Source organism: Dyadobacter sp. CY261, assembly GCF_021440085.1.
Lineage (GTDB): Bacteria > Bacteroidota > Bacteroidia > Cytophagales > Spirosomataceae > Dyadobacter.
Genome location: NZ_JAKCPW010000001.1, coordinates 126,633 through 146,805, shown reverse-complemented (window position 1 = coordinate 146,805; position 20,173 = coordinate 126,633). Strand labels below are relative to the sequence as shown.

At 45.7% G+C, this 20,173-nt stretch carries 19 protein-coding genes; 9 read left to right on the top strand and 10 right to left on the bottom strand.

What is annotated here, in order from left to right:
• Nucleotides 1–20 precede the first annotated feature (20 nt).
• The gene (locus LZD49_RS00610) at nucleotides 21–389 is read left to right on the top strand and encodes an Hpt domain-containing protein (RefSeq protein ID WP_234665370.1); all 369 of its coding nucleotides are present in this window, start codon (nucleotides 21–23) and stop codon (nucleotides 387–389) included.
• Nucleotides 390–424: 35 nt separating this feature from the next.
• Here LZD49_RS00610 and LZD49_RS00605 read toward each other — a convergent pair whose 3' ends face one another.
• Nucleotides 425–1,597 carry a glycosyltransferase family 2 protein gene (locus LZD49_RS00605; RefSeq protein ID WP_234665369.1) on the bottom strand — a complete coding sequence of 391 codons (1,173 nt, stop codon included), beginning with the start codon at nucleotides 1,595–1,597 and terminating at the stop codon, nucleotides 425–427.
• Nucleotides 1,598–1,600: 3 nt separating this feature from the next.
• Entirely contained in the window at nucleotides 1,601–2,518 is a 918-nt protein-coding gene (locus tag LZD49_RS00600) for a glycosyltransferase family 2 protein (protein ID WP_234665368.1), read from the bottom strand.
• Nucleotides 2,519–2,700: 182 nt separating this feature from the next.
• Between LZD49_RS00600 and LZD49_RS00595 the strand changes: the two genes are divergently transcribed.
• The 4 genes from LZD49_RS00595 to LZD49_RS00580 are packed head-to-tail and all read left to right on the top strand — an operon-like array spanning nucleotide 2,701 to nucleotide 5,313.
• Nucleotides 2,701–3,243, top strand: a complete 543-nt coding sequence (locus tag LZD49_RS00595; protein ID WP_234665367.1) for a hypothetical protein — start codon at nucleotides 2,701–2,703, stop codon at nucleotides 3,241–3,243.
• Nucleotides 3,240–4,409, top strand: coding sequence for a response regulator (locus LZD49_RS00590; protein ID WP_234665366.1), 1,170 nt, complete (start codon nucleotides 3,240–3,242; stop codon nucleotides 4,407–4,409). The genes LZD49_RS00595 and LZD49_RS00590 overlap by 4 nt, the downstream gene beginning before the upstream one ends.
• On the top strand, nucleotides 4,406–4,744 hold the full coding sequence (locus LZD49_RS00585) for an STAS domain-containing protein (RefSeq protein ID WP_234665365.1): 339 nt from the start codon (nucleotides 4,406–4,408) through the stop codon (nucleotides 4,742–4,744). Before LZD49_RS00590 ends, LZD49_RS00585 begins: the two co-directional genes overlap by 4 nt.
• A 2-nt stretch (nucleotides 4,745–4,746) precedes the next feature.
• A complete protein-coding gene (locus tag LZD49_RS00580; RefSeq protein ID WP_234665364.1) occupies nucleotides 4,747–5,313 on the top strand; it encodes an anti-sigma regulatory factor in 567 nt (188 codons plus the stop codon).
• 31 nt (nucleotides 5,314–5,344) lie between these two features.
• On the opposite strand, the gene LZD49_RS00575 is transcribed toward LZD49_RS00580, so the two are convergent.
• Nucleotides 5,345–6,016 carry an FkbM family methyltransferase gene (locus LZD49_RS00575; protein WP_234665363.1) on the bottom strand — a complete coding sequence of 224 codons (672 nt, stop codon included), beginning with the start codon at nucleotides 6,014–6,016 and terminating at the stop codon, nucleotides 5,345–5,347.
• 464 nt (nucleotides 6,017–6,480) lie between these two features.
• Here LZD49_RS00575 and LZD49_RS00570 point away from each other — a divergent pair, with 464 nt between their 5' ends.
• Nucleotides 6,481–7,338, top strand: coding sequence for a glycosyltransferase family A protein (locus LZD49_RS00570; RefSeq protein ID WP_234665362.1), 858 nt, complete (start codon nucleotides 6,481–6,483; stop codon nucleotides 7,336–7,338).
• 85 nt (nucleotides 7,339–7,423) lie between these two features.
• On the opposite strand, the gene LZD49_RS00565 is transcribed toward LZD49_RS00570, so the two are convergent.
• The 7 genes from LZD49_RS00565 to LZD49_RS00535 form a co-directional block, all read right to left on the bottom strand.
• On the bottom strand, nucleotides 7,424–8,038 hold the full coding sequence (locus tag LZD49_RS00565) for an HAD-IB family hydrolase (protein ID WP_234665361.1): 615 nt from the start codon (nucleotides 8,036–8,038) through the stop codon (nucleotides 7,424–7,426).
• Nucleotides 8,005–9,351, bottom strand: coding sequence for a hypothetical protein (locus LZD49_RS00560; protein WP_234665360.1), 1,347 nt, complete (start codon nucleotides 9,349–9,351; stop codon nucleotides 8,005–8,007). The genes LZD49_RS00565 and LZD49_RS00560 overlap by 34 nt, the downstream gene beginning before the upstream one ends.
• 356 nt (nucleotides 9,352–9,707) lie before the next feature.
• Nucleotides 9,708–10,613: a UbiA prenyltransferase family protein gene (locus LZD49_RS00555; RefSeq protein ID WP_234665359.1), complete on the bottom strand. Its 906-nt coding sequence runs from the start codon at nucleotides 10,611–10,613 to the stop codon at nucleotides 9,708–9,710.
• An 11-nt stretch (nucleotides 10,614–10,624) separates the two neighbouring features.
• A complete protein-coding gene (locus LZD49_RS00550; protein WP_234665358.1) occupies nucleotides 10,625–11,839 on the bottom strand; it encodes a glycosyltransferase in 1,215 nt (404 codons plus the stop codon).
• A 182-nt stretch (nucleotides 11,840–12,021) separates the two neighbouring features.
• Nucleotides 12,022–13,380: a flippase gene (locus LZD49_RS00545; protein WP_234665357.1), complete on the bottom strand. Its 1,359-nt coding sequence runs from the start codon at nucleotides 13,378–13,380 to the stop codon at nucleotides 12,022–12,024.
• 3 nt (nucleotides 13,381–13,383) lie between these two features.
• Nucleotides 13,384–14,319 (bottom strand): hypothetical protein, encoded by a 936-nt coding sequence (locus tag LZD49_RS00540; RefSeq protein WP_234665356.1) that lies wholly within the window; start codon nucleotides 14,317–14,319, stop codon nucleotides 13,384–13,386.
• A gap of 6 nt (nucleotides 14,320–14,325) precedes the next feature.
• Nucleotides 14,326–15,675 (bottom strand): lipopolysaccharide biosynthesis protein, encoded by a 1,350-nt coding sequence (locus LZD49_RS00535; RefSeq protein ID WP_234665355.1) that lies wholly within the window; start codon nucleotides 15,673–15,675, stop codon nucleotides 14,326–14,328.
• A 275-nt stretch (nucleotides 15,676–15,950) separates the two neighbouring features.
• Between LZD49_RS00535 and LZD49_RS00530 the strand changes: the two genes are divergently transcribed.
• The 3 genes from LZD49_RS00530 (at nucleotide 15,951) to LZD49_RS00520 (ending at nucleotide 20,171) form a co-directional block, all read left to right on the top strand.
• On the top strand, nucleotides 15,951–16,727 hold the full coding sequence (locus LZD49_RS00530; RefSeq protein WP_234665354.1) for a glycosyltransferase: 777 nt from the start codon (nucleotides 15,951–15,953) through the stop codon (nucleotides 16,725–16,727).
• A gap of 8 nt (nucleotides 16,728–16,735) precedes the next feature.
• A complete protein-coding gene (locus tag LZD49_RS00525) occupies nucleotides 16,736–17,503 on the top strand; it encodes a glycosyltransferase (protein WP_234665353.1) in 768 nt (255 codons plus the stop codon).
• Between the two features lie 61 nt (nucleotides 17,504–17,564).
• Nucleotides 17,565–20,171: a response regulator gene (locus LZD49_RS00520; protein ID WP_234665352.1), complete on the top strand. Its 2,607-nt coding sequence runs from the start codon at nucleotides 17,565–17,567 to the stop codon at nucleotides 20,169–20,171.
• Nucleotides 20,172–20,173: the final 2 nt, after the last annotated feature.

Genomic DNA, 20,173 nt, shown 5'->3' with positions numbered 1-20,173 from the left:
TGAAAAACTTAACACAACCGATGGCCTTACAACTCAACCCCGCCCTGGACCTTGCGTACATCGACCAGGCCTACGGAGAAGATCCTGTAATCCTGTACATGATTTTTGACGCGTTCCTAAGTGATTCTATTCCTCGCTGGCAGTCATTGCAAAGGGCACTCGGCTCAGGCGACCTCAAAGAATCGGCCAGTATCGTTCACGGACTGAAACCTTCGTTTACTATGACCGGCCTGACGCACATCAGGCCGAAGGTGGAAGTGCTCGAAAAAGCCATTAAGGAAAATGAATCGGAAGAAAAGCTTCTGGATATGTACCTACGCATTTCGACGGAAATCGAAGAACTGATCCCCGTCCTGGAATCGGAATCCGAGCGTTTGAAACAGCTGTAAGCGATGTTCAAAAGAAAGAGCGCATGGCCGGAAGGCTATGCGCTCTTTCTTTTGGCCTTCTCCCAGGCAGCACTCTGCGAGCCTTTTAAATACCTTTTAATACCTGCCAGCACCGCGTAGTTCATCATGCAGAAATAATAAGGTACAAAAAGTGCCTTGACTTTGATTTTCTGCCTTTCGAGCACCCATCCCGACAGAGCCAGCACATAAAATACCACCTGCCCTAGTAGCAAAAGCTGGTAAAGCACGCCACCCGACCGGGCAACGATAACGATATTAAGCACCAACGCCAGGATCATCATGAATGGCGTCACCGTCCAACGCAGCACGCGGTGGCTGATGTATTGAAATGAAAGCAGCGGGTCATGAAACGGGTTCATAAGTTTTTTCAAACGAAGGATGGATTGAATGCCGCCTGCCGCAATGCGCACCTTGCGTTTCAACTCTTCCTTGATATTCTCCGAAGAAAGCTCCGACGCATAGGCATCCGGCTCATACACAATGCGGTAGCCCTTTTCTGCAATTTGCATCGAGATCATAAAGTCGTCCAGGATCGTGTCGGGCTGCACCGAGCGGTACAGCGACCGCCGCACACTGAAAAGCTCACCTGCCGCTCCCACTACCGAATAAAGCTCTGAATCCCACTTTTTGAGCGTCGACTCGTATTTCCAGTAAAAACCTTCCCCGGCAGTTGCGTCGGAAAGCGCATCCTGCATGACCCTCTTCTCACCAGACACCGCCCCTACTCTGGAATCCGCATAATGCCTTGCAATCAGTAACAGGGCATCCTTATTCATAAAGGTATTGGCATCGGTGAAAACCACCACTTCGGTATCGACCTCGTCCATGGCCCGGTGCATGGCCAGTATCTTCCCGCTGCGCAGGGGCGTGTGCATGAGTTTAATCTGCGGATATCGGGCAACCAGTTCGGGCGTTCGGTCAGAAGATCCGTCTGTAACGAAAACCAGTTTCAGTTTTTCGGCGGGATACGAAAGTCCCAGCGTGTTTGCGATCTTTTCCTCGATAATGCTTTCTTCATTATAGGCCGCAATCACAAGCGTGAGTGTGGGGAAATCCTGGTCGAGGCCCGGTGCGAGCCTTTTACCTTTGAATGCACGGCGAATGCGGACTAAAACGTACAGCAAAATGCCGTAGCCGAGGAAAGTGTAGAAAACGATGAACAGACTGAGCCAGAAAAGTATCTTCATAAGTTAGCGCGTCAGTGGGAAGCCAAGATTTTCGCTATCGGGTTTATTGTTGAAATGCCAGGTAATGGCGCTCCAGAACACGGGAATAAAGTTGTATTCTTTGTTTTTGATATATTGAATAAAATTACGCGGCACCACGGCGATCGTGAAATAACAGCAGAACAGAAAAAACCGAAGTCCCGGCGCATTTCTGCGGATAAACAAAATGCGGTTACGGTTCATGAAAAACTCCTTTAAAGTTGTGCGCTTGCCTACCGATACCGATTCTTTATGGTAAATCAATGCATCGAGGTTGACGTGGATTTCGTAACCCGCTTTTTTAACCCGCTCACACCAATCCAGTTCCTCATAGTAGAGAAAGTAGTTTTCAGCCATTCCCCCGGCTTTTTGCCAGGCCTGGCGGCTGACCATCATCGCTGCCCCGTGCACATAGCCCGTGGGGCCTGTTAGAAAGTCATATTGCCCGCGGTCCTGCTCAAACTGCCCGATACATGCATTGCGCGCGGTGTAATAATTCATTGGGGTATAGCCGGTGTATTGAAGTATGCCCGGCTGGTCGAAGTAATGGATCTTGGGGGAGATCATACCGATTTTCGGGTTGGCTTCCATCGAGTCCACCAGCTTACCGATAAGCCCGGCGGTTACTTCGGTATCATTGTTGATTAAAAACAGATAGTCGCCTGTGGCATAAGCCATACCTATGTTATTACCGCCCGCAAAACCCGTATTCAGGTCCGAGCGGACAAAGATAGTCCCCGGATAACGCTCCTTCCACTCGGGCACAGGGTTGGCTTTGCTTCCGTTGTCGACGACGATGATTTCAAGATTGGGGTAGTTATTGACCTCTGCAAGTGATTTCAGTAAATCTTCGGTAATCTTCGGCTGATTGAAATTCACCGTTACGATGGAAACTTTTTTCATGCGCAAAACTAGACCGATGAGGAGGCTAAAACGGAGGAATATTTTTATTGATTTGTAGAACTATTTCAAATTTAATAATAAAAACATAGCTTTAACCAAAATCCGGAAATGATCGCCGGTTTTTGGCAAAAACACCCATTAAGCATTTCAAAGCGCCTTATTGCGACAAAATCTTACATAGCGTGAAATTCAACCGACTGCCCGACGATCAAGAGTCCCAACCAAATTCTTCCGGGCAAAAAGGTAGCGATACGGTACGGATTGAAAAACAGTTGGCCGAGCTCATCAAGGCGATCGAGCAGACGGATATCGACGCGCAGCATTCCAAGGAATACCAGAAACAGATCGCCGATGCATTCGAGCGGTCAGCCTCAACACAAAAGCGGATCGCCCCTTTCAGGGAGCTTGACCAGGACAATAACCTTTCCCGCGAGGAATTATTGGAGGGATTAGAGAAGCTTCTTGCCGAGAACCAGATCGACAGCCGCATGAACGCGCCCAAGCGCGGCGGCAAAGTGGTGCAGAAAGGGTTGATGTTCATCCTGGCGATTTTGCTGATCGTTGTTGGATTCGCCATGATCATTATGCCCGCTCCGCCCAGTTTCGAGCTTTTCACAGTGTATTATTTTAATATCAATGATGGGGTCACGATCATGGATTTGGTGTCACTGCTGATTATATTCGGAGGAGTACTGATGTTTGTGCTAAACTTTAACAAAAAATGATCAGCTTCCCCGACCCGCCAACCACTGTCAAGAAAATTATGCTTGTGGAAGATAACCTGCTCTTCAGGCGTGTTATCGAAATGGCGCTTTTAAAAGCGGGATATAACTGTGTACCGTGCGAGTCGGCAACAGAAGCCCTCCAAATGTTGCTTATTGAAACGCCCGATTTGATTCTCTCGGACTATGACATGCCCGAAATGAATGGTTTCGATTTCCGCCAGGCGGTGCTCCTGAATCCGAGCATTAGTGATATTCCGTTCGTATTTCTGACCTCGTTTACCGACAACAAGCTAGTGCTCGAAGGACTGAATATGTCGGCGTTGGACTTCATTAATAAGGAAACGCCGATCCCGGTTATCATTAGCAAGCTGAACAACATCATCAAAACGCTTGCAAATGAGCACGTACGATCGGTCAGGGAATTGAAAGTGGCGGCGGAAACGCTGAATGTGAAATCCATTCCCACGCATGCGCCCATTGTGAATGGTTACCGCATTTTCTATTGGCACAAAGGGTACATGGGATATCCGGGCGGCGATTTTATTGATTTTGTGCAGGTCGACAGCCGCTTCTGCTTCGCGTTTCTGGGTGATATTATGGGGAAAAAATGGAAAGCCTGGTTTTTTACCTTCGGTTTTCTGAGCTATATCCGTGCGGCGATCCGCTTTTGCGTGCTCGATCAGGAACTCGACCTTGCCACCATCGTTCAGAAGATCAACAAGCTGATTTACCTGGACGAAAGTCTGCAAAATATCTTGTCGAGCCTTTCCATCGTACTGCTAGACACTCACACAGGCAATGTGCATTACACAGGTGCGGGCGACCTTCCGCTGATCAGTTACTCAGCCCAAACTGGCACTACATCGACCGTGCAGTCGTCGGGACTGCTGCTCGGCTTGCTGGAAGACGGGTTTTACGACAACCGTGTAATTACGATGGAGCCAGGCGACCAGCTCGCGATTTTTACCGATGGCATGATCGACATTCCTTCCGATGGCTCCAAGAAGAGCGACTATCCGTTTTTTGTGGAAAAAGTAACCCCCTATCTCGGACAGGCCGACAGTTTTGAGCTGATCCGGAAGCATGTTCTTGACCGCATCGACGACAGTAACCAGATGGACGACGCGAGCATCATTTTTATAGAAAAAACAACAACCCTTATATGATACTGAAAGTCGAGGAGATCAACCGCGTGGTGCAGGCCACGATTTTACCCGAAGAAGCAAGTCTTTCCAATGCCGATTTATTCAAGGAAGAAATGATCACGATCCTCGGACAGGGTGTCCGGTTGGTGATAGTGAGTTTTGAAAACGTCAACTACATCGACAGCTCGTTTCTGGGTAGTTTGGTGGTGGCGCTAAAATACGCCATGCCACGCAATGTCGATATTTACCTGGTATCTCTGAAACCGGATGTGAAGAACCTGCTCACGCTTATCCGGATGGACAAGGTGTTTCGGATATTCGACAGTTTCGAAGCGGCGATGGGCACATTAGCTTAGTTATGAAGGAATTTTCGGATCAGATCAAAATAGTTTTCGATTGCAACCGGGAGGGTATTCCAGGTACATTGAACGTGTGCCTGACCCATATCCGGAATAAAGCCGGTTCATCTCGGGCGGACGATGCCTTACTTGCCAAAATCAAGTGGGTGATCATGGAATTGCTTACCAATGCCGTTAAGCACTCCGGGGAAAGGCAATCTGTGCTTAAGATCGGCGTTTCGCCGAAAATGGTTGTACTTAAAAAAGAGGATTACGGTACACCATTGATGCTGGTGGGTCAGGACAAAAAGAAGATTATGTGGCCACTCGAAAAACTGGTGAGGCCCATGGGCTTCCCGATCTACCACAATGGAATGGACTCGCTATGCGTGCGCACCGACGAATCGGGCAAGGCTACTTTTTTTATAGAAGCGCTCGCCGAAATGGAAATGCCTGCCCTGCTATCCGATACCAGCGAGCATTTCGGGCTGTTGATCATGACCAAAGCTTCCGATGAATTTGCCTACGAGCACGATCCCGACACAGGCCTAAACAGCTTTATCTGCACGTTTAACCTGATCGAATGACGCATTGTCAACGTCGTTCAATGGGACATTGTTAAGCGTTTGTCGCTATACAAATGAAGTTGTTTGTATTGATCTTTTCATTCATGTCAGTAAACGGGCGCAGCTGGTTGTTGTCGAGTATGTGAGGAACATAGCCGAGACCTGTCAGGTAATTCAAAACTTTGGGACGGTTTTCATTCTCCCAAAGCTCGATACAAATCACAGGGTGATCACGTTCCAGAAGGGCGTTGCCTCCTTTTAGCACAAAGTATTCGTAATCTTCCACATCGATCTTAATCCCTCCTACCCGCTTCGAGGCGTTATTGATTTCCGGCAAATCGTCCAGCCTCTTAACAGGAACTGTAAAAGTCAACCCACTTGAGAGGTCCGATTCCTGGGCTACGTGGCTAAGTCCTTGCATAGGAATTTTACCATTCAGGGGCATAACCATTGTTAAACTTCCCTCGCTGTCCCCCAACGCAATCGGACATAAAGTAACGTTGGTCAGCTTTTGGGACGCGATAACGCGATTAATGGTAGCGATGTTATCGGGCATGGGCTCAAACGCCAATACTTGACAGCCACGCCGCTGGGCCAGATGGAAACTGATGAAGCCCAAATTGGCTCCGATATCCAGTATAATGGAATCTTCCGGGACCAGCTCTAAAAAGCGGAAGATAACTTTCTCATTCTCATCGCTTGCCAGCGTCCGAATTTTATACAATGAAAAGCAGTATAGATAGTTCCGAAAACCAAATATCCGCTGCAGGAGATATTTAAGAGAGTTTTTAGTAGTGGCCATGTCGTAGTAGTTCTCCCAAATATAGGTAGTCGCCAATATAAATCCAACATCAAAAGCGCTCCGAATCAGAGCGCCGAAATTTTTTTTTGGCCTGCTGTGGATCTATAATTGACTTTACGGTTGAGCTAGCTGTTCTGAATATCCATTCTGTAACAGATCAGTTTTGTAAAACTATTTTGTACACATACGCTTCAATCCACAAAAAAAACTTAAATTTAGCCATACTCTAAGCTCAATGCATACCATACATCGATCTGTCTCGGGTTAAAATCCTGGCCTGCTGAAAATTACAAAACCAGGCCAATTACCCAGTTTCGGATTTAAGTAGGGCGGTGGGTTCAGGAGGAACTTTGTTACTTTTCGTTTTCCCTGCTATTTCTGAGATTATGAATTTTTTCGGACTTCCTAAGTGGTCTACGCCTCACTTATTTAATGATCGCAAATTTGCTGAACTTTCCCAGACCGAGGTAACGCAACTTCGAGAGCGCCTCGCCCATTTTAATGTAAGCGATCCTGAAATCACTGTTGCAATACCTGCCTGGAATGAAGAAAACAACATCTTTAGAATGCTGTCGTCCCTTGCGAGCAACAATACCAAACACCGCACGGAAATCATTGTGATCGACAACAATTCGACGGATAGTACGCGGGGAATTCTGGACACGCTTGGTGTGAAAACATTCATTCAGACAATTCAGGGAACACAGTTTGCTCGGCAAATGGGTCTGGAAAAAGCCCGGGGAAAATACTTTCTATGTGCAGATTCCGATACACTGTATCCCCCCGACTGGATCGACTTAATGGTTGAGCCATTAATGAAAGATCCGAATGTTTCCTGTGTTTATGGCAGACATTCATTTGTGCCTCCGAAAGGTCAGAGTCGCTTCGGTTTGGCCGTCTATGAGCTTTTGGGTGAAATTGCGGTCGGTATGCGGACGCGTCAGAACAAAGAGTACATCAATGTCTACGGTTATAATATGGGTTTTGAAACAAAAAACGGCTTAGAGACGGGCGGTTTTAAGATAAACAACAAACGTATTTATGCCAATGCTAAGGGGGCAGATTTTCAAAACGAAAGTGAAGATGGCAAAATGGCCGTGAATCTGATGTCCGTGGGAAAACTCCGGCGGGTCGCGTCTCAAAAAGCGATCGTATTCACTTCGCCGAGAAGATTAATGGACGATGGCAGTATCTTCAATGCATTCGTTAAGCGATTTAAACATCAAGTGAAAACACTCAATTAACTGATAGAGTCAAGCACTTTCCATTTCAACTTGCTGAATCTTAGACAAGCCAATATCACAAACGACTATTGGAAGCAGCTCCCGGTTACATAAACTTTCTGTAAAAACTATGATCTGCTATTTCTAATAGTTCTTTGTCTCCACGGCTGTCACCATATGCGTAAAGCTCATAATTCTGCCTTCCGGGAAAATGGTTAAGAAGCCGTGCAACCTTCTCGGCACCGTAACAATTCCTGGATTTAAATTTTCCTGTCAATCGACTGTCTTTCACCTGCAATTGGGTAGCCAAGACGATATAAATCCCATTTCCCTTCGCCCATGGGATAATCCAGTTTTCGGCCGACGCGCTGAGTATGACCACTTCATGTCCCATTTCCTGATGCCATTTTATTTTTTGAATGGCATTAGGTTTTATTACAGAATTCAAAATGCTGCGAAAGGATTCGCAACAGCGCTCGAATTTTTCCATTTCGAGGTTGCCGAAAAAGATTGAGAATATTCGCTCCTTCGCCTGGTAATTTGGCATTGCTTTGGTTGCGTACAAAGTCAGGGTGGGAATCGATAAGATCGATTTCAACAGCAAAGACATGAGCCCCTGCGAATACCACAGGAAGAGAAAAAAGCTATCTCTGTTTGTAATTGTCCCGTCGAAATCAAAGACGGCAATTACTTTTCTGCTGTCACGAACTTCTCCCCCCATACTACCCATATAGGTTTCTCTTTTAAAGGTCTTTGCGTTTCGGGCAATAAAAACTTGGAATCCGAACGGATAATGTTTTCTGTGGATTTGCCATCTAAGTTTTCCTCGGAGTAGGTAATACCCCTTTCCTGAAAACGAATCCGGTTTGCCGCTGCACTCCCCCATTGAACGATAACTGGCTTAGGCGATTCGGCTAAGGTGTCCATCTGATAGTCCACCACTTTTGATATCAGGAAATTCCAGGCAAAATTAGTCGCGGAAAATGATATATTAATCAACATCGCTACATACAAGACAATGGCCGGCAGGCGGGCAGATTTGAAAGGCTGTGCTTCATACAACAACAGAATCAGGCTCGGCAGAAGCCACAATTGGGGTATATATCTTGCCCACCAGGATTCCGGAAGTAAGATTGCTGACAACATCAGGCATACTCCCCAATACAAAACGAACAGGGCATTGCGATCCAGGCCACGCTTGCCGATGTAGATAAAAAGCAAAATAAAAGAAACCAATAAAATACCGCTAAACAAGGGCCCTAAACCGCCTATCCTGGGGTCAACTTTGGGCGCATTTACAATGTCTGCCCTATTGAAAGTGAAAGGTATTTTTAATTCGACTTTCCCACCATTGGTGAGCGTTGGATTACTGGTATGAGCAAACAACGATGAAAAAAACTTATCGAATGCGCCTTTATGCTCGAATCCTTTCGGATAGTTATATGTAAAAATGTCGGCTTTTTTTGCCCCCATTACGGGATATAGCGGATGACCGTATTTGGTGGTGTTAATTACGTACGGGTTAAAGCCTACCAGAAATACCGTAAAGATTGCTGCAACAGCGAACGTGTTGAAAACCGCGAGCAGTTGTCGCCTGTTAAAAAAGAAAAGCCAAACCAGGAATATACCCCCGAAAAGAACACAATAGACGAGCGACGAGAATTTAATATTGCCCATAATTAGTTGTACCAGACCCAGCAACACTAAATTATAACGATTGGGCGCCACGACTATAAGCGCAAAACAGCAAAACAAACATACGAAGGAACTTGCGATCAACCCGTCCACATAATAGGTCAAAAGTTGGTTGACGCATATTGGACTCAAGCAAATGAATGCGGAAACTACCGTCGTCTTGACCACCCCAATTGTAACAACCCGGGACAACGTCGATGAGGTCAGGCAAAAGGCAGCGAGCAACATAATAAGATTGACGGCTTTTCCAGATTCAATGGAACCCATCAGCACATAAATCGATGCAGCAACAAATTCACCTGCTTTTGCATAATGATTTATATACAAGCTTTGGTTCACGGAATCCGAAAGCTTTTCGTAAAATGGGTTCCATCCATTTCTAAGCTGGATCAGGGTTTCCTGGTGGTAAGCTTGCCCATCGTAAGACACATCATAGAAAAGTCCAGCCACAAGAATGGATAGTATAATCAGGAATCCACTTGTCAGAAGCGATGCAACAAATAACGCTAACGAGTTTTCATGCAGCTTTGCAATTGGAAAAGCCAGCAACCCTGCGCATGCAAACGCAACCGGAAACTGCCAGGCGGACATAACTATCCCCAAAGCGAAACATACCGTCGAAATAACAAGTGTTAACGCAACTTCCGCAGTGAGTACATAACCAGTCAGATAGGTAAGGTTAGTAAACCTTTTGCTCATAGGAAAAGTTGGCTAAAGAAATCTTTGAAATAAATCAAGGCAGCAAAAGAGAGTATCCATAATAGCAGTACGACCTGCAAAAAACGGTTCTTCAACAAAACCATAGTGGGATTACCGCTGATCAGCCAAACAAATGTGAGTTGCAAATACCTTAGCACCCCCAGTATAACAAACAACGATGTGAAATAAACGAATGGATGCAAGCGGCTAACAACTTCCTCGGACGTGCAGTACATAATGTAACATATTATTACGACAGTCGCCATGATGGTAATCGATACGTCCAGGAATATCAGATTATAACCCTGAATATTTTTCCGGGCCTTAACGCCCGTTTGCATATAACTGGAAACGTCGTCTCTTCGCTTCGCCAATGCAAGAAACAAAGCCAAAACGAATGTCATCAGGATAATCCAATGAGAGAGTATGGTGCCGGAGGCCGCCCCTCCAATAATTATCCGCAGGACAAACCCCAATGATATCAAAACCACATCTATCAAGGATATGTGTTTCAGGATAATCGTGTACAATATGTTTTGTACGAAATAGACGCCCGCAAAAAACCAAACGGAGGCCTTCGGAATAAAAAAGATAAATATTAAAATACTTAATGTGCAGACAGCGATCATCAATATAATGCCCTCTACTTTGGATACCGCACCGGAAGCCAGGGGTCTGTTGCGCTTGGTCTTGTGGAGTTTATCACTCTCAACATCAAGCATATCATTGAATATATATATACTGCTGGCTAGAAAGGAAAAAGCGAAAAAACAAAATATCAACTGCCTGGAAACATCAGCATCTGTGATTTGGAACCCAAAAAAAGCGGGTAAAAAAATAAACGTATTTTTTACCCACTGGTGAATTCGCAACAATGAAATGTAGTCTTTGATCTTTTTCATTGAAAGGTTATTTATGGTTCGATAACCTGTTCGAGGTGGTGATGAATGATGTCAGCGATTACCTGCACCCGATTTTCCCAAGTATTTTCGGCAGCAAGTTTTACACGGTTTCTCCTTAACTCATCATTATCCGTTTCAAGTGCGTAATTGATAGCGTCCGAAAAGCTTTTAGCATCCTCGCAAAAGGCAACCATACCTTTAGTAAAGTCTTTCAAATCCGGATTAAAGTCAATCGCAACAACCGGCTTGCCAGCTCCAAGATACTCGAATAATTTAAGTGGAAAGATGCTGCTGCTCACTTCGTCTTTTTTGAATGGTATCAAGGCAACATCGAATCCTTTGATAACTGCTGGCATCTCGTCATAGCCTATGGGACCAGGAAAGTGAACATTGTTTGCAGTGTTAAACCATTCCGGGACAAATTCCTTCGAAACCGGTCCCACAAAAATGAAATTCTTGTCCGGGTTGGAGAGAATGACTTCTTTAAGTAAATCGTAGTCGATCCGACGCTCTATCGTACCAAGATAACCTATCACCGGTCGTTTCAGATCGGAGATAACCGGTGATATGGGCAAATCCTCGTTCAGCGCTTTGCTACTATGACCGAGGTCTGCTGCATTAGCCACAAAATAACTTTGCGGGTTTTGCTTTTTCTTTTCTTCATAAAGCCGCTTGCTGCTACAAATGACAACGTCGCTCCCCTTCACAAGAATTTCCTCCGATACGATCCCGTGACGGCGATTGAACGGCAAAACCATGGGATCCAGGCAATGATACACTGTCAACTTGGGTGCAAGGCCGTCGGAGAGTGTGGGGTAGTGAAAATTGAACGAATTGATAAAAATGTAGTCCCTGATCTTGTAGGCTCTTAGAATGCTTTTGAGCTTGGTTCGGATAAGCAGCTCGTTCAATTTCAATGCTGCACGAAACAATCTGTTCTCCGGCAGGAAATTAATCGATAGCAAAAAAGGTGGGACAATTACTTTCAGATTCGGTATCTCCGTTTGAATGATCGAGTGACCTAACAGCGAGAAATATCGTCTTCTCCGCTGATATTCAGCGGATTTTCGCATCCAAAAAAAATCTCGCAGGGTGAACGGATTTTCAATATAGTAGACCTCGTTTTCACGTGCCAGCAATTTTGCTGTCGTGTAATTGGTGGACTCAATGGGTGCGTCGAAACGAGGTAAGCCAAAAATTAAGATCTGATGTCCTTTCAGTTTCATTAGCAATGGATATTCGATAGATTCACATCAGATCGGGTTCGCGTTTTTCAATTAATCCGTAAATTAAAAAATTTTATAATACATCCCCCACGGTAAACTTCTTGTAATGACACCTTTGGGATGATCACCGCAGATTCGAAGGTGAAAGCACCTTCTGTTGGGATAATCCGCCTCCCGGTTACTTACTCTCCGCTGCTCTTTTTGGACTTTGCATTCAACATCGGACGGACATACTGGCCGAAAAATTCGGGGTAAAACTTATACATATAGACAAACGTATTGAAAAGGTTCACACCAATTTCCTTTTTTAGAATGGCTTGTGCAATCAAGAAACCAACAATGTTCGAGCACAAGGTTGCATATGCCGCTCCAACAACCCCGAACCGCCGGATAAAAAAGTAGTTAAGACAAAGGTTAAGCGTCGCCGTACCGATGACTACGAAAAAAGTTATCCGCGTCTTTCCGATCGAGTCCAGGATAGTTCCAAACTGTCGGCCATACGGGATCAGCAGGCAATACAGCAGTGTGATTTGTAGCAAAGGAATCGAATCGGCGTACTTTTCTCCTGCGACGAGCGTGATGACGATACCAGAAAAAAGATAGAGGAAGATCACAACCGGCACCACAAGGGCAAGCGTAGTTCCTACCGACTTTTCGTACAAATATTTGATCGCTGCCGCTCCCTCCGACTCCATTCTTTTTGCACTTTGTGGAAAAACAATAATTGCCACTGCATTACCGGGTATATCAATGAGGTTTGTGATCCGCACTGCAATATTGAATGCTCCTGATGCTGCCGGCGACAGCATCGCACCAATCATCATTTGGTCAATTGTATTGGAAAGCAATGAGCTGATCAGCGTTCCGAAGGCATATTTCCCGTAGCCGAACAGTTTTCCAACCCATATTCGGCTAATCTTCGCCGAGAGTGCCAACCGTGGGCGGGCATGACTGTACGCAATGAGCATACCAGCTAATGCACAAACAATTTGTACCCACACCAGAAAAATCAGGTCCACCGAAAAACCTAACAGATAGCAACCGAGAACAACCGCGAAAAATATGCCCTGTCGTACAGTCGTCGTGACAAAAGTCCCGCTAAACCGCAGGTGGGCCTGCTCGATTCCGTTAAACTGTGCCTGAAAACCTGAAAGGAAATAAATAGCGATATAATAGTACATCATTTCCACCAACTGGGTTGCCTCCCAAAGTCGGCTTAGGTAAGGTGCAAACACCAGGATCAAAACAATGCAAAACAGCTGAACGACAGTATTAATCGCGAAAGAGGCCGTCACAATGTCGGGGTGCTCTTTTGAATCGCTGGATGAAATGTATTTGATGAGTGCGTTTTGCAGCAGGCCACTGCGAATGGCTTCAAGGATCGTGGTAGTTGAAATGAAAAGGGTCCAAACACCAAAATCATGCTTGGAAAGAATCCTGACTAACAAGTAGAAACCCGCAAAGCCGAATAAAACGCCCGAAAAATTCTGGATAATATTGATTAACCCTGATTTGAGCCAATAGTCCTTTTTTCCCTCCATGACTCAGAAATGCGCTTCGACGAATTGTTTAACCTCATCGTCTGTTTTGGCGTGCAATATCTTAGCACCAGAAAATTGCGGATAGAGCTTTTGAAAGCATCTGAAATGATGCTCTGGACCCTTCTTGGAGAGAATCAGGTTCGTGCCCCCGAAATAGCTCGCAAGCGTAGCCGTCCCGCCATGAATGGATATGAACTTGCTGGCGTTGGCATACACCATCAGTTGCAAATGGTTGAAATTATTGGCACCTGCCTTATTTTCTGTGAACAGGTCTTCCATCAGAATTACGTCCGGATGCTCACTGGAAAGCCAGCTGAATTCGTCCATGTCATAAATATCGGAGTTATCCATCGTGATATGCTGTGGGCGCGGCCGGTTATAGATCACCGTGTAGCGCTTTTTAAGCTTGTCAAGGATTAAGGCCAGCATTTCGATGCTGTAATAGCTGACAGGCGGCCCATCCCATTCCATATTATACCGGTTAGCGATAATCAGAATGGGCTTATCATAGACGTATACATCGTTCCTGTACTTTTCCTTAAGCGGTGCCGGAATCCATTTTGACATATCGTAATCCTGGCTATACAGAATGCGAGGCATCTCAAAATTATAGTTTCCTTCATTAGACCGGGTATCGAACTGCTCCGTATGATCAGGGGAAAAAAAGTATAGTTCTTTGGTGTATTTTGAAGAGGTAGTTGATTTCAGCGTGCCATTTTTATAGTGCCAATAGGCGAACGGCAGCGCAAATTGCAACTCCGGAGCAAACTCGCCGCTAAATTCAAGTGCCTTGTATTTCTTACGGCTGACGTAATCATTCCATAAATACTTCCACTGCTGCACCTGGCACCTCAGCGTATCCCTGTAAAAATACCGTATCTCGGCTGGCAACTTCCCGTAGCGTAGGCACACTATCAAACTAAGAATTTTATTAAGCATAATAGGTTAGTGTACTTTATCAACCATCAATTTTCCCCACCACAACCTGATCAGGTTAAGCGCTTCGGCATATCCAGTGGTTACGACGCTCAATATACCAAACGGATAAAAGCGATTCAACGCCCAATACCCGATCGCTGTCCCGATCGCCGTTGGAACGATACCTGCGACGGCTACACCATATATGTTGCCGGTTAAGTATATGCCTGTCATGGAAGCGATTACACTGGCTGCAAGCATGATCAGAACTTTGACAAAGTTGATCTGGGGCTGATGGATTACATCGAGCGTCAATGCAAAGAAGCGGTCAAGTGGGTAAAGCAGTGCAAAGGTCATGTATAAGCGCAGGATGTTGGCGGCTTCGGAGTCAATGTATTTCTGGCCGCCGATAATATAAATAGCTACATCAGCCAGCAATACCGCTCCTGCGCACGCAGGCAGCAAAGCTATTGTTATGAGTCCGGCATAACGTTTCATTGTTTCTATCACTTTCGCACGGTCACCTGCATTGTGAGCCGCAGAAAGTTCAGGCATGCCTGTGGCCGCAAAGCTTCTCAATGGAATTTCAATAATCTCCATCAAACGCTGCCCGAGGTTAAACACGGCCAGCGCGGCCGGGCCAAGCATGAAGTTGATAATCATCGTGTTGGATGCACCAAAAAGGTTCGAACTTAACGTGGTGCCAACTGAAAATTTGCCAAAATGAAAAATTTCTTTGACACATTCTCTGGTGCGATCTTTAAAATTGTCGATCCTGGCCCAGCCCATTACAATGGTAAAAACACTGGTCAACGCTGCGCCGGCAAGATAAGCATAGACGATATTTTGCAGGGTAGCCGTGTGGGTGAGCGCCATTATCATTACGAACACGATAAAAAAAACCTGGCTGAAAAACCGAATGCAAAGCAATTGGTCGAAACGCTGTTCTGCCTGGACTACGCAGGAAGCGATGAAGTAAGGGAGCGAGGCAATGTAGATTATCCCAAACCATTCCACGAATAATACGACAGAAGGATTCTTAAAATAGCCCGAAAATATATACGCCGGAATGTTGATCAGCACAAGGAGGCCAGTTATAGCGCCACCTATAAGCCATGCTGACCCGATAACATCCCGTTTACGTTGCTCGGCGGCACCTGCATAAAATTTGATGAATGCGGTTGTGAGAAATCCTGACCTGAACGTGTCCACCAGCAGCAGGATGGACAAAAAGAATACCCACATTCCAATGCTATCCACAGAAAGCGCACGATAAAGAATAACCATGTTGAGCATCCCCAGCACAGACATAATCCCATTACCAGCCAACGAAAGAAAATGTCTATTCTTTAATTTCTGTAATAAGTGAAAGGCCATCAGACTTAATGCAAGATATGGTGGTCAACTCCAAGTATTTCCGCAATTTAGCGAAACTATTATCGAAGTTGGGAGGCAACGCAATATGCGAAGTAATTTTACAATATTTTTGTGCAATGCAGGAATAAAGTTTTAACTTTCTTACTGACTCTCCCTCCTCAAAAGGGAAGACACTTGTAACATCTTAAAAATCTGTTAATTACCGGCTATACATTGATTGGAACGATCCAATTGAATCTGTCCGCGCCGTGATTATTTTGTGACACTAAGGCCTTATGCAGCATCAATTCCCGGATACAACGTTACTGATCACCCATTACAATCGCAGTGGCTCGTTGGAACGGCTGCTGTCAACTTTCGAGTCGCTCGGCTGCCAGTTTGCCGACATCGTTGTGTCGGACGACGGTAGTAAAGCTGAGCACCTGAGCAAGGTCAAAGCCTTGGCAGATCGTTTCCATTTCCGCCTGGTCACCACTCCGACAAACCGCGGCCTTGGTAATAACATCAACAAAGGGCAGGATGCGGTGCAAACCGAATATACCTTATATGTGCAGGAAGATTTTCAACCTTCCGACGTTTTCCCTAAGCATTTTGCCGATGCCCTTACCTTTATGCGTGAGGATTTTAAATGGGATATCATTCGTTTTTACGCATACTTTGCGTACCCTACCCTGCGCCCGTTCAAAAAGGGATATTCGGAAATGGTTTACCGTTTCTGGGACCTGAACCATTTGAAATTCTATTATTACAGCGATCACCCGCACTTGCGGCGTAGCACCTTCCTGCAAAAATTCGGACGATACCCAGAGGGCATCAAAGGCGATCTGACGGAGTACAGGATGGCCGTAAGTTTTTTGCAGAAAAAAGGCAAAGGGCTATTTTTCGATGATTTTACCAAGCTGTTTTATCAGAAAAATTCTTCGAACGAGCCCAGTACCATGCAACGTGCGGACTGGAAACAGAGCCCAAACCCGCTTGTTAAGCTGGCGCGGCTAGCCTATTTGCGCTACCGATGGCTGAAAAACACCATCGACCTCGTGATCCTCAAATAACCACCCCCATGACAAAGGAATATTTCTTCGAGGAAGTAACACTGCTCATTACCCATTATAATCGCAGCCAGTCGCTTGAACAGCTGCTACTCTCATTCGAAGCGCTCAACTGCACTTTCGGCGATATTGTCGTTTCCGACGATGGCAGCAAGCCTGACCATGTGGATTATCTGCTCGAATTGCAGAAAAAGCATGAATTCCGACTTATTACAACTCCGAAGAACAGAGGCTTGGGTAACAATATTAATAAAGGTCAGGATGCTGTCAAGACCCCATTCACGCTTTACGTTCAGGAAGACTTCACTCCCACTACCGTCTTTCCGGAGAGCTTCACCAAGGCTCTGGCTATCATGCACGACAAGCCGGGAAATGATGTGGTACGATTTTATGCCTATTTTCAATATCCATACCTGCGGAACCCGCGGGATGGGTATTACGAAATGAATTTTAGCGTTTGGAAGCCGGGTTATCGCAAATTTTATGCCTATAGTGATCATCCTCACCTGCGCAGGATCAATTTCTTCGATAAATTCGGAAGGTATACCGAAGGCCAGAAGGGCGATGTTACAGAGTATCGGATGATGATGTCGTTTTTGAAAAATCGTGGGACGGGATACTTTTATAAAGACTTTACCGGGTTATTTATTCAGCAAAATTCAGAAGCCGAGCCCAGTACAATGAAAAGAAACATGTGGCGCGAGAGCAACAACTTCCTGCTGACTCAAATACGGCACCTTTACCGCCACCTGAAATTTAATTTTGACTACCTGACCTGAATTTAGTCTGCGTTTATTACGATCTTGGTGTTGTAAAAACCCATGTTCTGCCCCCTGAAATATGCCGACCAATGTTACAAATGACTCATTCAGATGGTATTATGCAAGTATTTACCTTGGTCTGGCGCTGATCTTCGGTTCACAGTATTTTACTTATAAGAATGTCAAGGATCTTTCACTGAACAACGAAAGCCTCAATGTGACGATCGGCGTCCTAAACCAGGCGGCCAATTTCGGCTTGGTAACGAAGGATTTCCAGTCGAATATGCGGGGATACCTGATTACCGAGGACAATGACCTGCTGACCGACAACTACAATAAGAAAATCCAGCTTATAGGCATTACCGACACGCTTTTCAACCTTGTCAAGACGGACGAAGTCCAGACCCGGCGCGTGAAAGAATTGCTACAGATTTCTAGCCAGATCGTTGCTTACTCACAAAATGTGATCAGTATTTACCGTACTCAGGGCTCCGGGCAGGCATTTTCTAAAATGCAGGAGGGCGAAGGCATCCGGCTCAACAACCTGCTGACTGCGAAGATCAACGAGATCGACGATTACGAAAACCACAACCTGGACCAGCGGCGGAAGCTGGTATCGGCCACGCAACAGAACTCGATCCTGTTCATTTTTGTGACCGGGGCAGTCGGGTTTGTCCTCACAATCCTTTCCTTTATTTTCCTGAACCTCGATAAACGCAAGCAACGGTTGATGCAAAAAGCGATCAACGAAAAAGAGCGGACATTGAGCCAATACCTGGAAGCGATTCCGGACGGAGTGATGATTATCAATAATGAACGGAAAATCGAGGTATTGAACGAGTCGGGCAGGGAAATACTCGGTGTTACAGGCGAACGCCCGGAAACGTTGGAAGAACAGGTAAAGTATATCAAACTCCTCGATCCCACCCGTTATCACGTGCGCTTTTCGGTGGATACGCTCCCGGTTACGCGCGCATTGCAGGGTGAAAAACTGACGGGAAACAAAATTGACCTGGTTAAAAACGACAAGATCTATCACCTCGAAACGAATGTACAACCGGTAATCGGCCTGGATGGGCAGATTACCAGCGCCATTACTGTCTTCAGGGATATAACCGAACGAGCCAATTATGAAGCTACGCTAGAAAAAGCGCGTATTTTGGCGGAAAAATCGGTCCGGGTGAAGGACATCTTCCTTTCCAATGTCAGTCATGAGATCAGGACACCACTGAACGCGATCATCGGGTTCACCAACCTGCTGATGGGCGAAGTAATCGATCAGAAAAGCCAGGAATATGTGGGGTACATTCAATATGCCGGCAAAAACCTGCTGGAACTGATCAACGACATCCTGGACTTTTCAAAAATAGAAGCAGGACAGGTGCATCTGGAAAAAACACCGGTGCCGATCCGTGAACTTGCCGATGAGATTTCGGCCATCATGCACCACCGGGCGGTGGAAAAAGGCATTACCTATGAAGCTTTGCTCAAAGCCGGCCTGCCTGAATATATTGAAACCGATAAGCTGCGGCTTACACAGATCTTGCTCAATGTATGCGGTAACGCTGTAAAATTCACAGAAAAGGGCAGTGTCAGACTTTGCATCGAGCCGCTGGGCGAACCTGTCAACAATATTCAAAATATCCGTTTTGAAGTACAGGATACCGGCATAGGCATCCCGAAGGATAAAATCAAGGAGGTGTTCAACCGGTTTGTACAGGCTACTGAAAGTACCACGAGGGTATTTGGCGGCACCGGGCTGGGATTGAGCATTGTAAAATCGCTCGTTCAGCTTTTTGATGGCACATTGAAGCTGGAAAGCGAACTCGGCAACGGTTCTGTGTTCACCATGGATTTTCCCTTCAAAGTGGTGCAGGAAGCCGATTTGCACGAGGAAATTGAAAAAGAAATCGATATTAATGCTTTGATATCCTCGATACGCATTCTGGCGGCCGAAGACAATATTCTCAATCAGAAGCTATTGACTGCTATTTTCGAAAGACTCAACATCCCGTTGACTATCGTGAACAATGGCCAGGAAGCGCTTGACAAGTTGCGTAAAGAAGCTTTCGATTTGATTTTAATGGACATTCAAATGCCGGTGATGGACGGTTATACGGCAATCAAGGAGATCAGAAGAACTATATCGAGCACCATTCCTATTATTACCATGACAGCCCACGCGATGGTCGGGGAAAAAGAAGAATGCCTGAGTATCGGTGCTAACAGCTATATTTCGAAACCTTTTAAGGAAAGTGAACTTTTATATACCATTGCGCACCTTGGAAACAAAGAGAATTACGAAACACAAACACCTAAAGACTTTACTCAGCCACCTCTAACTAAAATGACAGATACAATTCTAAATCTCGACTACCTGGCCGAAATCACCGGGGGCGACCGTGAACTTCGCGATGAGCTGATCGCACTTTTCGAAAGTGACAGCCAGGTGCAGCTCAGAAACATTGCCGAGGCCTCTCTGGCCAACGATTCGGAAAGACTACGTCAGGTCATACATAAATTCCGGTCGTCGCTGTTTTCAGTGGGACTGCTCAATACCGCCAACCAATATAAGGACTTGGAGGCCGCTCTGAAACAAGGCCATTGGACGAGCGATCTGAACCAGAAACTGGTAGCGTTAAAAGCCGAATCAGAAATGGGATTAGCTCAGTTAAAAAATCTCTGAAA

Bases quoted from the DNA above. Each gene is read 5' to 3' on its own strand.
- LZD49_RS00610 (WP_234665370.1), top strand. From the start codon at position 21: ATGGCCTTACAACTCAACCCCGCCCTGGACCTTGCGTACATCGACCAG.
- LZD49_RS00605 (WP_234665369.1), bottom strand. From the start codon at position 1,597: ATGAAGATACTTTTCTGGCTCAGTCTGTTCATCGTTTTCTACACTTTC.
- LZD49_RS00600 (WP_234665368.1), bottom strand. From the start codon at position 2,518: ATGAAAAAAGTTTCCATCGTAACGGTGAATTTCAATCAGCCGAAGATT.
- LZD49_RS00590 (WP_234665366.1), top strand. From the start codon at position 3,240: ATGATCAGCTTCCCCGACCCGCCAACCACTGTCAAGAAAATTATGCTT.
- LZD49_RS00585 (WP_234665365.1), top strand. From the start codon at position 4,406: ATGATACTGAAAGTCGAGGAGATCAACCGCGTGGTGCAGGCCACGATT.
- LZD49_RS00580 (WP_234665364.1), top strand. From the start codon at position 4,747: ATGAAGGAATTTTCGGATCAGATCAAAATAGTTTTCGATTGCAACCGG.
- LZD49_RS00570 (WP_234665362.1), top strand. From the start codon at position 6,481: ATGAATTTTTTCGGACTTCCTAAGTGGTCTACGCCTCACTTATTTAAT.
- LZD49_RS00565 (WP_234665361.1), bottom strand. From the start codon at position 8,038: ATGGGGGGAGAAGTTCGTGACAGCAGAAAAGTAATTGCCGTCTTTGAT.
- LZD49_RS00555 (WP_234665359.1), bottom strand. From the start codon at position 10,613: ATGAAAAAGATCAAAGACTACATTTCATTGTTGCGAATTCACCAGTGG.
- LZD49_RS00550 (WP_234665358.1), bottom strand. From the start codon at position 11,839: ATGAAACTGAAAGGACATCAGATCTTAATTTTTGGCTTACCTCGTTTC.
- LZD49_RS00545 (WP_234665357.1), bottom strand. From the start codon at position 13,380: ATGGAGGGAAAAAAGGACTATTGGCTCAAATCAGGGTTAATCAATATT.
- LZD49_RS00540 (WP_234665356.1), bottom strand. From the start codon at position 14,319: ATGCTTAATAAAATTCTTAGTTTGATAGTGTGCCTACGCTACGGGAAG.
- LZD49_RS00535 (WP_234665355.1), bottom strand. From the start codon at position 15,675: ATGGCCTTTCACTTATTACAGAAATTAAAGAATAGACATTTTCTTTCG.
- LZD49_RS00530 (WP_234665354.1), top strand. From the start codon at position 15,951: ATGCAGCATCAATTCCCGGATACAACGTTACTGATCACCCATTACAAT.
- LZD49_RS00525 (WP_234665353.1), top strand. From the start codon at position 16,736: ATGACAAAGGAATATTTCTTCGAGGAAGTAACACTGCTCATTACCCAT.
- LZD49_RS00520 (WP_234665352.1), top strand. From the start codon at position 17,565: ATGCCGACCAATGTTACAAATGACTCATTCAGATGGTATTATGCAAGT.